Annotated in this window: 12 protein-coding genes; 3 read left to right on the forward strand and 9 right to left on the reverse strand. The window is 37.4% G+C overall.

All coding sequences use genetic code 11. The features are described 5' to 3' along the window. Nucleotides 1-8: 8 nt before the first annotated feature. The 6 genes from Q4597_RS13730 to Q4597_RS13755 all read right to left on the reverse strand — a co-directional run bounded on the left by Q4597_RS13730 (nucleotide 9) and on the right by Q4597_RS13755 (nucleotide 6,364). Nucleotides 9-1,652 carry an FAD-dependent oxidoreductase gene (locus Q4597_RS13730; protein WP_303406616.1) on the reverse strand — a complete coding sequence of 548 codons (1,644 nt, stop codon included), beginning with the start codon at nucleotides 1,650-1,652 and terminating at the stop codon, nucleotides 9-11. Between the two features lie 12 nt (nucleotides 1,653-1,664). Continuing rightward, a complete protein-coding gene (locus Q4597_RS13735) occupies nucleotides 1,665-1,934 on the reverse strand; it encodes a UBP-type zinc finger domain-containing protein (RefSeq protein ID WP_303406617.1) in 270 nt (89 codons plus the stop codon). A 79-nt stretch (nucleotides 1,935-2,013) separates the two neighbouring features. After that, nucleotides 2,014-3,567 (reverse strand): DEAD/DEAH box helicase, encoded by a 1,554-nt coding sequence (locus Q4597_RS13740; protein ID WP_303406618.1) that lies wholly within the window; start codon nucleotides 3,565-3,567, stop codon nucleotides 2,014-2,016. Nucleotides 3,568-3,787: 220 nt separating this feature from the next. Then, nucleotides 3,788-4,627, reverse strand: coding sequence for a DUF4437 domain-containing protein (locus Q4597_RS13745; protein WP_303406619.1), 840 nt, complete (start codon nucleotides 4,625-4,627; stop codon nucleotides 3,788-3,790). Nucleotides 4,628-4,648: 21 nt separating this feature from the next. Beyond that, entirely contained in the window at nucleotides 4,649-5,662 is a 1,014-nt protein-coding gene (locus Q4597_RS13750; protein WP_303406620.1) for a zinc-binding alcohol dehydrogenase family protein, read from the reverse strand. Nucleotides 5,663-5,689: 27 nt separating this feature from the next. Beyond that, nucleotides 5,690-6,364 carry an NAD(P)H-dependent oxidoreductase gene (locus tag Q4597_RS13755; protein ID WP_303406621.1) on the reverse strand — a complete coding sequence of 225 codons (675 nt, stop codon included), beginning with the start codon at nucleotides 6,362-6,364 and terminating at the stop codon, nucleotides 5,690-5,692. 431 nt (nucleotides 6,365-6,795) lie between these two features. On the opposite strand from Q4597_RS13755, the gene Q4597_RS13760 reads away from it, so the two are divergent. Continuing rightward, the gene (locus Q4597_RS13760; RefSeq protein WP_303406622.1) at nucleotides 6,796-7,692 is read left to right on the forward strand and encodes an AraC family transcriptional regulator; all 897 of its coding nucleotides are present in this window, start codon (nucleotides 6,796-6,798) and stop codon (nucleotides 7,690-7,692) included. Between the two features lie 10 nt (nucleotides 7,693-7,702). Here Q4597_RS13760 and Q4597_RS13765 read toward each other — a convergent pair whose 3' ends face one another. Beyond that, nucleotides 7,703-8,290, reverse strand: a complete 588-nt coding sequence (locus Q4597_RS13765) for a thioredoxin family protein (protein ID WP_303406624.1) — start codon at nucleotides 8,288-8,290, stop codon at nucleotides 7,703-7,705. 562 nt (nucleotides 8,291-8,852) lie between these two features. Beyond that, nucleotides 8,853-9,737: a LysR family transcriptional regulator gene (locus tag Q4597_RS13770; RefSeq protein WP_303406625.1), complete on the reverse strand. Its 885-nt coding sequence runs from the start codon at nucleotides 9,735-9,737 to the stop codon at nucleotides 8,853-8,855. Between the two features lie 115 nt (nucleotides 9,738-9,852). Here Q4597_RS13770 and Q4597_RS13775 point away from each other — a divergent pair, with 115 nt between their 5' ends. Further along, nucleotides 9,853-11,313 (forward strand): aminotransferase class I/II-fold pyridoxal phosphate-dependent enzyme, encoded by a 1,461-nt coding sequence (locus Q4597_RS13775; protein ID WP_303406627.1) that lies wholly within the window; start codon nucleotides 9,853-9,855, stop codon nucleotides 11,311-11,313. A gap of 11 nt (nucleotides 11,314-11,324) precedes the next feature. Here Q4597_RS13775 and Q4597_RS13780 read toward each other — a convergent pair whose 3' ends face one another. Continuing rightward, nucleotides 11,325-12,539, reverse strand: coding sequence for an ATP-binding protein (locus Q4597_RS13780; protein WP_303406628.1), 1,215 nt, complete (start codon nucleotides 12,537-12,539; stop codon nucleotides 11,325-11,327). Between the two features lie 236 nt (nucleotides 12,540-12,775). Between Q4597_RS13780 and Q4597_RS13785 the strand changes: the two genes are divergently transcribed. Further along, nucleotides 12,776-13,537 carry a DUF481 domain-containing protein gene (locus Q4597_RS13785; protein WP_303406629.1) on the forward strand — a complete coding sequence of 254 codons (762 nt, stop codon included), beginning with the start codon at nucleotides 12,776-12,778 and terminating at the stop codon, nucleotides 13,535-13,537.

Raw genomic sequence — 13,537 nt, forward strand, 5'->3', positions numbered from 1 at the left:
TAAAAGTACTATATAATTTTTGCTTCGGTTTCAAGCGCTAAAAATTTATGGATGTCACTAACTACAATAGACCCTTCACCTACTGCCGAAGCTACACGTTTAACCGACCCGGAACGCACATCGCCAACAGCAAAAAGTCCGGGTAAACTGGTTTCAAAAGTGTAAGGCTTTCTATGTTTGAATACCGATTCGCCATTTAAAGCATTGTCGCAAATAGTGAGCCCTGTGTGTACAAAGCCTTTAGCATCTGTGTCTATAATATTATCTAACCACTCCGTACACGGTTTTGCGCCAACAAATGTAAATAGGTAATTAATGTTGTTTTCTACTAAAGCATCGTTTTGTTTGATTTCTACCTTTTCCAAATACGTATCGCCTTCAACCTTAACGACATTACTACCCGTTAAAACTTCAATATTATCACATGCGAAAATTCGCTGCACAAGGTAATCGCTCATTTTTGCGCCAATATCCTCGTTTCTGATGATTACATGTACTTTATGCGCATGGTTTGCTAAAAACAATGCCGCCTGACCTGCGGAGTTGCCACCGCCCACAATACCTATTTCGCTGTTTTTACACATATTGGCATGCATTGAAGTGGCACTATAGTACACTCCGGAACCTTCAAATTTTTCAATACCTTCTAAAGGCAGTCTTCTATACGCGGCACCTGTTGCGGCAATGACCGTTTTAGCCTTTAGTATAGATGTGTTGTTAGAATTAACTTCGTAATAACCATTTTTGCGCACTATGCCCTCTACCCTATGCGGCACGGATATGGTACAACCAAACTTTTGTGCCTGTATGTAGCCATTATTGGCAAGGTCACGTCCTGAAATTCCGGTAGGAAACCCTAGGTAGTTCTCAATTTTAGAACTTTTACCGGCTTGTCCGCCAGGGGAATTACTGTCTATGGTCAACACTTTTAAGCCTTCTGAAGCGGCATAAACACTAGCAGCCAAGCCAGCGGGACCAGCACCTACCACCAGAACATCATAAATATCATCATCCAATTGTAATCTAACACCGGTACACGTACCAATTTCATCTATGGATGGGCGAACGGAAATTTCATTCTGGCTATTGATCAAAACGGGTAGGTCAGATTCTTTTAAATTGAAAGTTTCCAATAGTTGCACCAATCCGTCTTCCTTATCGGAATCAATGAAATTGTACCAAATATCATTCTTATCCATGAAATCACGGATAGCGTAGGTTTCATTGGAATGTTCAGAACCAATCAGCTTAATACCCTGAACATTGTTTTTCAGTGCATCTTCACGCAATAAAAATGCATTTAGAAGTACATCGCTAATATCACTGAATTTGGCAATGGCACTTTTAAGGTTTTCAGGGCTTATTCTTATAAGCTGGGTATTTGCCAAGGTTTCACCGCAAACCCCAACGGCTCTGTGTGAGAGAATACTACTTGAACCTGAGAATTGATGCCTGGTATGAATGGCAATATTTTCATCTTTTTTATCAGGGTCTATAATTCTGATTCCGCCAGTAAGCACCACAAAAAAATCATAATGCCGGTCTCCAAAATCTAAAACGATCGTTGGCTCCTTATAGAACTCTATTTCACCGTACTTCTTAAGTTTTTCGACCTGAACATTAGTTAATTCAGGAAATTTTGGATCGATCATAATTGGTTTGGTTTAATAGGTTACAAAAGCATAGTCCATATAACACCAAAACCATTTTTCATTAGGTTCTGCCGAATTTATAACGGGATGCTTGGTTGCATGAAAATGAGCCGTAGCATGTTTGTTTTTAGAATCGTCACAACAAAGTGTTACACCACATTCTTGACATGTGCGCAAATGCACCCAGCCATCACCAAGTTTAATACATTCCTCACAAATATGCTTAGTAGCAGTTTTGATATTGGAAATGGCTTTTATGTGGTCGCAAGATTTTTGCTGCATACTAACTTCTTTTTATGGAGTTCTATAAATTTAGCGAAAGAACTTGATACTTACCACTTGCATTTCATCTTAAACTAGATTAATCTTCTGGCGGATGACCATGAATTTGCTCAAAAACGGAATCAAAGTTTTCCCGAAGATAAGCATTCAGCTTTTTCTGATAATCCAGTTTTAGCCAACTAATAAAATTATAGGTGCTTTTACTTATACATTTGCTATATACCTGTATCCTATTATCAATGTCTCCTTTAAGCAATTTTGCCAAGGCAAGAGCGTCGTATAAATCCTCACTGTTTTCTATGCAGATGTAAGCGTGTTGCTCAATGGATTTTTCCAGTACCACTTTAGAAGATTGCCCCGAAAAGGTGGCATCCTTATATAAGTCCTTAATATCTAAATATGTGTCTTTGGATTTTGAAAATTCAGATTTAATGTCATCTGCCAACTCATGTTTAAAACTACCTTCAATTTCCTCATCATCCTTAATACGGTCTATATAGAAGTTAGGCGATTTAAAAATAGCCTCCCAATCTAAGTCCGCACCCCATGGGCCAAAACGATAGATGTTATTACCTAAGTCAATTACGGTAAATTTGGATTTGTTGTTCAATACCCGCGAACCTCTACCAATCATTTGGTAGTACAATGTTAAAGACTTTGTGGCTCTGTTGAGGATAATGGTATCTATAGTGGGTTCATCAAAACCAGTGGTTAGAATACTCACGGATGTTAATATGGCTTCCGGAGTTTCATGAAACCAATTTAAAATTTGTTTTCGTTGCTTTTTTGTGGCAGTATTATCCAAATGCATAATGGGCAATCCCGCATTTCTAAAAGTATGATATACTTGAATTGAGGTTTCAATACCATTGTTGAATATCAACGTCTTTTTCCCTTTTGAATGCTTGGTATAAGCTTCCAGCAGTTTATTCAACATAGACGGACTTGTATACAGGTCTGCAGAAGATTTAACCGTGTAATCCCCGTTGGAACCTACTTCCAAAGAAGTCAATCCCATATCATACTGAAAAGTTTCTGCCCTGGCCAAAAAGTCGTTTTCAATTAAGTTTTCTATGGATTCCCCAGGAATTAACTCATCGTAATTGCTATTCATGGGTAAGTCCTTATTGGAACTCAAAGGTGTTGCTGTTACCCCAAGAACAAAAGAATTTTCAAAAAACTTGAACAGTTTTGTAAAGGAATTATAATGGGCCTCATCTACAATGACCAAACCAACATCCGAGATATCCAATATACCGTCATTAAGCCTGTTATTTAAGGTTTCCACCATGGCCACATAACAGTTATAACGTTCTTGGTCGTCTAGATTGGCCTTGCTGTTGACTACTTTATTTATCACCCCAAAACTAGTAAGCATTTTAGAGGTCTGATTACAAAGTTCTACACGGTGGGTCATCACCAAGACCTTTTTTGAGTGATTTTTAAGATATTGACGGACTATTTCCGAGAAAATAACGGTCTTTCCGCCTCCCGTAGGCAATTGATACAATAAATGGTAATCATCTCTTTCATTATCGAATTTTTCGAATATTCGACTAATGGCACCTTGCTGGTAACTATATAGTTCTTTATCCGTTTTCTTTTCCTGAATTTCAAATAAGGGCTCTTTCATTATATCTTTTTCTAAAGCATGCAAAGGTAAAACCTTCATTAACTTATTGCTAATATATTGTCAGGCTTTCCATAAACAATTCACTTTATTCGTCATAAATAATAAAAACCCGTTCAAAGTAATTTGCGTGTGACCTAGAATTGGACGTAACTCATAAATTTGCTTTGATTCTATTTTAACACAAGACTCCTAGGGCTGTAAAAATATATCCCTTTCGTTATTATTTAACTTCAAAATCACCGTTACTTCTTATGTACAGCACTGTTTCCTTTTCTGTTGAAATTAAAGAAGTCGCATTCTCTTCTGCACCAAAATAAGACCCAGGTCGTAAATCAGCTTTAGCGTCTTTTTTAGAAAACTGATGTGTTAATCCTCCGGAAATTACAACTGCTCTAAAGTTCGGACTCAAATTTTTTATGCTTCCGTTGAAGCCTGCAGGCAATTTTAATAGCGTGGCACGTAATTGATTTTCTTTGTGACTTCCCCATAAAAATGCGGTTTCTACATTGCTCTTTTCAGAAACCCATTGGATGTCGTTAGCATTTAACCAAACCAAGTTTGTTTTGTCAACATTTACAGGTCTTTCGCCATTATCAAAAGCTTCTGATGTTGGTTTTACCAAATACGGACCTTCTTGAATGTCTAAAAACGCCATATTGTCTTCACCGTCAGCAGCAGTAATATGCGCTTCCCCCGCTGGTTGTTGCCAATAAGAACCTGCTGGCAGCCATTGTTTCTCGGCATTTTCATCGTCATTATGTAACAATCCTTTAATTACTACACCTCTATAAGTTATATTGTGAATATGTGGTGGTGATGAAAATCCTTTTTTGAATTTTACCAAAAATCCCGCTGGTTCGTTTTTAGTTCTGTCTCCCCAAAGTTTTCCTGCAGCCGGACTTTTATCGCCTCGCAAAGGGTTTAACCAACCCCATTCTACATTATCTGCGGTTACCACTTCATTTACAGACTTAATGTCGTCTGTTGTTGGTGTTTGTGCAGTTATCTTGTTACTTGCAAATACAGCCGCTACAGCTAAAATTATTAATATATTTTTCATTTTATATTCAGTTTCTATTAATTAAACTTGAAATCCTTCTAAAACAATTTTACCTTTTGCTTTACCCGTTTCTAAGAAAGCGTGTGCTTTTCTAAGGTTTTCAGCATTTATAGTCCCAAAGTTTTCTCCCAATGTGGTTCTTACTGTTCCGTTGTCTATAAGCTCAGAAACTTCGTTTAAGATGTTATGCTGCTCAATCATATCATCGGTCTTGAACATAGAGCGCGTAAACATTAACTCAATGTGTGTAGATACCGCTTTGCCTTTAAAAGGCATTACGTTTAACGATGTTGGGTCATCTATAAATCCGAATTTCCCCTGTGGCTTAATCAATTTTGCAATTTCATCTACGTGATGTTCCGTAGCATTTAAACTCACTACATATTCTGGAGCGGGAAGTCCGTATTTTTCAAATTCTTCACTCAGCTTATTTCTGTGATTAATTACCGTGTCTGCACCCAATTCTTTTAACCAAGAAGTAGTTTCTTCTCTAGAAGCGGTACCAATAATATTCAATTTTGTAAGCTTTTTAGCCAGTTGAACCAAAATAGAACCCACGCCACCAGCAGCACCAATAACCAAAATAGATTTGTTGGCATCCTCTTTAGAAACCTCTAATCTATGAAATAGCATTTCGTAAGCCGTTAGCGTAGTTAATGGTAAGGCAGCGGCTTCTGCAAATGATAAACTTGCAGGTTTTTTACCTACAATACGTTCATCAACCAACTGATATTCGGCATTACTACCTTGTCGGTTTAAATCACCAGCATACCAAACTTCATCACCTACTTTAAAAAGAGATACATCTTCTCCCACTTCCTTAACAACACCTGTAGCATCCCAACCAATAACACTCCATTCTCCATCTGGAGCTGGTCTGTTGGCTCTAATTTTATAATCTACGGGGTTTACCGAAATGGCTTTTACTTCAACTAAAATATCTTTACCTGTTGCTTTAGGCGTTTCTACTTCTATATCTTGAAGCGAATTAACATCTGTTGCCGGAAGATTTTCTTTGTATCCTATTGCTTTCATAAATGTGATTTTTAAGTGAACTTGTCCTTACTTCCAAGTTACGATGTCTTCAAAATCTCTTCTAGATTTAGGAAACTCCGGGTCTGCTTTTCTATATCCAAAGGCTGCCATAAAAGCTAGTCCATATTTATCGGTATCAATTCCAAATTTTTCTTGTAATAAAGCCTCTGCTTTTTCTTGATGAAATCCTTCAATTGGGCAAGAATCTATGCCTGTTAATGCCGCTGATGTCATCATATTACCCAATGCAATATAGGTTTGCTTAGAAGACCAATCGAATAACTTTTTATCAGTATCTAGGTTAAAATCGCGCTCCTGAAATTCCCTATAAAATTTAGAGTACATTTCTATAACTTCGGCAGGCATTTGTTTTACCTCTTTCATCATATGCATGATATATTCCGAATCATGTTTTACCATTGGCGCTTTCATACTTAAACCTAATACAAAGTGACTGGCAGTATCTAATTTTAAAGGTGCACCCCATGCAACAGGTTTTAAAAGCTCTCTTAACTCTTTATCTTGTACAACCACAAAATGCCAAGGTTCAAAACCAAATGAACTAGGCGATAAATGTGCCGTTTCTAAGATGAATTTCATGTCGGCATCAGAAATGGTCTTTGTAGCATCAAATTCCTTTGTAGCGTGTCTGTAATTAAAAGCGTTTAGTATGTCTTCTTTGGCAATATTAGGTGTGCTCATTATAATATATTTTATGTCTGTTGTTGTTTTGTTAGTGCAAATTTAAGCGCGTACCTCGTTCATTTTAGAGTATAATAAAAGGGGATGTTTGTAAGAATCGAGGTTTTGGAGCTCAAAAGCCTTAAAATTTCCTTAATTCCGTTGTCTAAGTTCAAGATTAGCTGCAGAAAATAGTGGATTACTCCTTCAATTATTTAGGTCACGGTCATCTCTTTAATCATAGACTTTTCCTAGTCTGAATACATTTTGAACGCTCAGTTTACAAGCACTCTTTGTACATGAAAATGAGGCTTAAGTTAGCTAGAGTGATGCCATAGTCCGTTTCTCACTCGACTTAACCTGAACAATAGTGTATTTTAAAAGGTTATTTAAGTTAAAATAAATCACCGTGTGGGCACAATTTTGTATTTTTGGAGTAGAAAGCTTACGCTATGCAGATACTAGAAGCAAAAAAACCTTTTGAAATACAAGAAATTGAATTAACAGACTGGAAACAACGGCCTGTTAAGAATAATTTTTTTGAACTAGTTCTCATTAGAGATGGTGAAGGTACGCAGTGCATTAACTATAACCATCACAGCTACAGCAAGGGAAGCATCTTTTTACTTCCACCATTAAGATGTCATTCTTTTACCATTGAAAAACCTACAAAATTCGTGTTTCTAAAGTTTACGGACTCGTTTTTTAAAAGCGGAAAACGAAACTCGGAAGAAAGAAATGAATGGTTTAAAGAGGCTTCCTACATCCTTAGTAATTACAATCAATTACCCGGTGATATTATTAAAAGTGAGATGGACAGGCAGCACCTGTCTATTTTAACTACCATGATTTTACAGGAGTCCATGACCTACAGAAACGAATCCATTGCCTTGGTTAAGAGTCTAATGGTATGTATTATGGAAATCCTCGTTAGAAACATTAAGGAGGGCAATTTTTATGAAATACCAAAGAACAATACTGATGATCGCATAAATAAAATGCTCACTTATATCAATGAACATATAGATCAACCGGAATTACTGAAAGTTGGGAATTTGGCAGAGGTTTTCATGATGTCCCCTACTTATGTAAGTGAGTTTTTCAAGAAGCAAGTAAACATGTCGCTTCGGGAATACATCATTAAAGGAAAGTTGAAACTTGTAGAAATACGTTTGTTGAATTCCGATTACACACTTACCCAGATAGCAGATGACCTAGGTTTTACAGATGTAAGCCATTTATCCAAGACCTTTAAACGTTACTCAGGTACTTCTTTACGCCAGTTTAAAAATAATGGAGAATATATGTTGCTAAAACGAACTGATTGCTCCGCCACCGCTGTAGTTTAGTCTTGCTGTTTTAGTAAAACATTTCTAAGTTCTTTCTAGGCACTCCTCGTTTCCATGCTATGCTAGAACCCATGCACGGATATTGATTGGGGTCTACTTCCTCTCCGGCTAATATTGCATCCAAGGCAGCGGAAAGGTCTGCTCCGGTAGCTGGTTGAATGTTGGGTCGGGTCATATCAAAGCGGCCGGTATAAACACAGGCCAAATCACTATCAAAAACAAATAAATCAAGATTGCATTCCGCTCCATAACTTATTGCTGCATCTTGGTATTCGTCATAGAGGTAAGGAAACGGGTATTTATGATAGTTGGCCATTTGTGCCATAAATACAGGGGCATCTTGGGGAAATTGCTTTATATCATTACTGCTTATTGCAATAAATTGTACCCCTTGGGCTTGATATTTATTGGCAACCTCTACAAGTTTTGGGTTTATGTGATGTACATAGCTGCAGTGGTTACAGATAAAAAAAATAACTGTAGCTACATCAGATTTTAGTTTGTCCAAAGTTAATACCTTACCTGATACGGTATCACGCAACTTAAAGTCTGGGGCTCTTTTCCCCAATTCCATCATGCTTGAAAGTACAAATGCCATGGTTTCATTTTTAGCGGGGTTAATATCCATTAATTTTACTCACTGATAAATTCTGAATTACAGTTCTAATCGGGTCGGTTCAAATACTATATGTAACCTCAATTCCGATAAAGAACTTTTAAACGAATTTTTGATGAGAAGAGAGGACACTAAACTACACCCCTCTTTCCACACTATTAAGGTAGAAATTTTTACGGGGATAAATTGTACTTTTAAAGGTTTTATGCAATATTTTTCGGTATGCTATGCTATGTTACCTAGGAAAACGAGAGGTATTTACACAAAAAATGCCTATTTCATAATTAAAACAGGTCTATTTTCCTTTTTTTATACAAAAATGTAGTAAAACTGATAAGATATCAATGCAACAAAAAGTTCAAATTCCCAATCCCGCAGTTTAAATTCAAATAATTGTTGTAAAAATTACAATTTGTCAATATTTTAACAATAACGATTCTAATTTCAGGCGAATGAACGGTAGCACAGAGAAGTTTTTTCCCAAAAATATGCTAGTAATGCAAGGAAAGTGAATGGTAAACCAGGATTTTTAACGCCACAATTTTCAAGAAGTTTTAGGGGTATCATGTAAAAGTGTGAACAGTTTGGGATGTTCTACTTCAAGTTTCGGATTCCAAATCATAGTTAATTGTGCTTTCTGAGGTGTATCATCCAATTCATAAAAATCAATAGGCAAGTTTAATCCGCGAAGCGAGGAAATTGGCTCCAACGAAACTCCCATACCAGCCTCGATCAATCGTATGCTAGTACTGACAGAATCTGTTTCATGTACCACGTTAGGTATAAAGCCGGCATTGGTGCAGATAGATTCAATAATGTTCACATAGTTAGGTCCATCTGTTTTTGAAGGAAATATAAAAGGTTCTTTGGCAAACATAGAGAACCCTATCTTTTGTAACCGGTTTATATCAAAACCTTTGGGCACCAATACCGCATAATTATCTATATGCAAAACTTTACTCTTTAAACCTGTTGGGACAAGAGGGTTGGTGGCAAAACCAATATCCAATTCACCGGATTGCAAACGTATATATTGGTCACGGTTGTTAAGCTCTTTTAATATAGTCTTCATGCCCGGTAGATTTTCCCGAATGCTAATGAGAATTTCCGGCAGAATGGACTGCATTACGGAATGGGTAAAACCTATCTTTAGTTCTCCCACCTCTCCATTGTGAATTTGATGGGTTCGTTTTAAAATGAATTCATATTGAAGTAATAGCTTCTCCATTTCAGGAATAAAATAGTTTCCCGCATTCGTCAACTCTACGTTTCGTTTGTTTCGTTTGAACAATGGCGCCTGAATAGCCTCTTCCAGTTGTTTTATTTTCCGGCTCAAGGCGGGCTGAACAATATGTAACGCTTCTGCCGTCTTAGTAAAGTTTAACTTCTTGGAGAGCAGTACGGCGCTACGTATATGTTGTAAATCCATTTCAGTAATACATATTTGTTATTAATTCATCAAAATTAAGTATTTATATTTATAAGTAAAGATATCTAGCTTTGTGTGGAATAAAGGATGATGTTGAACCTTAAAGCTATTCATAATGACCAATGATCAAAGTCTTACAAATGTTTATGACGCGGAGAAATTTAGAGCGGTAGGAAAAGAACTGATCGATGTCCTTGCCAACCACTTGGGAAATCTGCAAAGCCAGGAAACCAAAACGGTCTATCCAAATAATGCTCCGAAAGACGAGCTACAGTTCTGGGAGAACAATCTTCAACAACCTTCAGACCCCATAACCACTTTAACCACCTTGCTCCAAAGGTCTCAACAAACACAGCACCCTAAATACATGGGTCACCAGACCGCTGTGCCCGCACCTATAACCGCTTTAACAGGACTGGTAACGGATTTAATCAATAATAGTACGGGAGTGTATGAAATGGGACCAGTTTCAAATGCTATGGAACGGGTAGTAACAGATTTTACGGCCAAGAAAATAGGTTATGGAGATTTAGCTTCGGGCCTTATGACTTCCGGGGGAAGTTTGGGAAACCTTACCGCCTTACTAGCTGCTAGAAAAGATAAAGCACCACAGAACGTTTGGGAAGAAGGTCATAATGAAAAATTGGCGGTAATGGTTTCCGAAGAAGCGCATTATTGTATTGATCGATCGGCACGAATTCTGGGTTTTGGCGATAGCGGAATCATAAAAGTTCCTGTAGATGAGAACTTTAAAATTCGGACAGACCTTCTCCCTCAATACTTGGAAGAAGCAAAGGAAAAAGGACTTCATGTTTTCTGTATAATAGGATGCGCCGGATCTACGGCAACCGGGTCCTATGACGATTTGGAAGCTCTTGCAACTTTCAGTAAAGCTAATAATATCTGGTTACACGTAGATGGCGCCCACGGTGGAGCGGTCGTGTTTTCTGAAAAATATAAGGGACTGACCAAGGGAATAGAAAAAGCGGACTCCGTTGTCATTGATTTTCACAAAATGTTGATGACACCGGTACTGAGCACCGCCCTATTGTTCAGACAAGGAAACAAAATTTACAGGACTTTTGCCCAAAGAGCACAATACTTATGGGATTCTACCGAAACCGAAGAATGGTATAATTCCGCTAAACGTACTTTTGAGTGCAGCAAACCTTTTCTTTCGGCAAAAGTATATGTACTCCTGAAAACACACGGTAACGATATCTTTGAAAAAAATGTAGATCGACTCTATGATTCGGCACAGGTTTTATCGGAACTTATTACGGAAAAACCCAATTTTGAACTGGTACACGAACCGGAATCCAATATTGTAAATTTCAGGTACATTCCAAGTAACAAAATAAACAACACGGAACTGAACGGGTTAAATGGTGAAATACGGAAGCAATTGATCGCTTCGGGAAAATTCTATATTGTACAGACTACAATTAATGGCGAACGCACTTTGCGATGTTCCGTTATGAACCCGTTAACTTCTAAAAGAGATTTTATTGAATTGTTGGATGAAATTGAAAAATTAGCCTTTTCAATACCTGTAGCCACTCCCGCTATGGCTTAGCGAACAATTAGTTATAGTGGTAGGTACATCTTAAAAATGGCAAAATGGTCCGGTTTGCCTATCGCTATAATTTTTCCATTGTGGTTTTCAACAATACGCCTTACAATAGAGAGTCCTATTCCTGTAGATTTATCGTTCTCCTTGCTTTTTAGACGTTGAAATATGTCGAATATTTTCTCACTGTATTGCTGGTCAAAACCCATACCATTATCCTTAACTGTGATTTCGCAATACATTTTAGCTTCCTCTAGACCTTGAACACCAAAAGACTGCCCTAAACCTTGCTTACTATCCACCTCGATCAGCAGCGGTCTTTTATCACTTCTAAAGCTCAAACTGTTGGCAAAGAGATTATAAAAGAGTTGTTCCATTTGAATGGGAACAATATTTAATTTGCATAAATCATTGGTATTGATAATAGCGTTGGATTCTTCCAACTGTGTACTTAACCTGGCTTTTGCCCGATTTATAAGAACATTTAAATCTAGTTCCTTAAAACTTTTAGGTTTAAACTCCGTCTCGGAATACGTTAAAAGGTCATTAAGAATGTTGCGCATTCTTGTGGCCGCCTTTTTAATCGACTTAAAATATTTTTTCCCTTTCTCTGAAAGATTCTTTTCTTCTTTCTTTTCTAACGTACTCGTTAGAATCTGGATTTTACGTAACGGCTCTTGCAAATCGTGACTGGAAATGAAATCATAGGTAGCAAGTTCAACGTCCTTTTTCTTTATTGCAGTATCTTGCCTACGCATGGTCTCTAGGGCATCTAAATGAAAAGCGATCAATTCCGTAAACATAGAGAACATAGCTATAATTTCCGGGTTGTTCACCTTGTTCGGTTTAGGATCCAGTGCACAAAGTGTCCCAAAAAACTCGCCGTTCTTTCTAACAATAGGTACGGAAATATAGCTTTGAAAACCATACTGCGCAGGTATAGGATGGTTATGATATACTTTATCCTTTTCCACGTGGTCTATAACTACCAGTTTATCGCTCTCACGCACCTGCTTACAAAAAGTAGTTTCTATTTCAAGTTCATCACCTACGGAAAGCCCAAAGGGTATAGCATCTAAAACCCCACAAGTTACCCATGTTTCATCGGTTACTCTGGCAATGGCCGCAAAGCCCATACCTGTAGCCCTGCAAACCACATCTAAAATAGTGGGCACTATGCTAATGGATTGGATATCTTCAATATCTTTCTGTAATGCACCTACTATTTCCATACGTATCTCTAGTCAAAACTTAACATTATGCTTCTCTAACTTGGGTTTCACAAAGGATTACGACAAGCGTAGAAACAAGGAATTCCAAACCGATTTATACCAATAATACGATTTTACTTTAATTTTTTTCTCTGGAAACCCATTTTTTTTCTTTGAAATTAATCTGTAAAGCACCTAAATTCCCTATATCACATAGAAATTGGATAGTTTTGCAGCTGAAAAAAATCACTTGCCGCATGAAACAACTTTTACCCATAAGCATAGCCCTTCTTTTCTTTTATAGTTCTTGTGCCCAATTGGTAAATATTGAATCTAAACGAATGCAGAAAGATTCCGTTCGTTTTGCCTTAAAGAGCGATTTGCTTTTTAACTATACGGACAATAATGGGGCTTACATTCTTCAGGTAGGTTCCAATCTAACCACACAGAAAAAATCCAAAGACCTCAAGAAAATTTTCTTTTTCATAGGCAACTATAACCTTATTAGAAGTAAGGACGAAGATTTTCAAAACTCTTACTTCTTTCATGTTAGGTACAATCAAAAAATAACGGACCTATTTAGGTTGGAAGCTTTTATTCAAAACCAGAACAATACTTTGCTCACCATACGCAACAGGAGCTTGGTGGGCGCTGGTGTACGCTTAAAATTAGTTTCGGAAGATAATGCCAAAGTCTATTTTGGTAATGCCTACATGTATGAAATTGAAATTGAAAAAGATACCGAGGTACAATTCAACAATCACCGGAACAGTAGTTACCTTTCCGCCACTTACGCCTTTCCCAAAACGGGACTTGACTTTACGGGAACCTTGTACTTTCAGCCCTTGTATCGTTATATAGCCAACCATCGCGTATTAAGTCAGCTTAAAGCAGAAATGCCCTTATCGGGACACTTAAGCATTTCTGCCTTATATAATTATTCGTATAGCAGCTTTTCGACCTCTACCGAAAGTGACCGTTCATCTAACTTAAAGTTGGGATTGACATTTTCCCTCTAA

The sequence above is a fragment of the Zobellia sp. 1_MG-2023 genome (genome assembly GCF_030549125.1).
Classification (GTDB): Bacteria; Bacteroidota; Bacteroidia; order Flavobacteriales; family Flavobacteriaceae; genus Zobellia; species Zobellia russellii.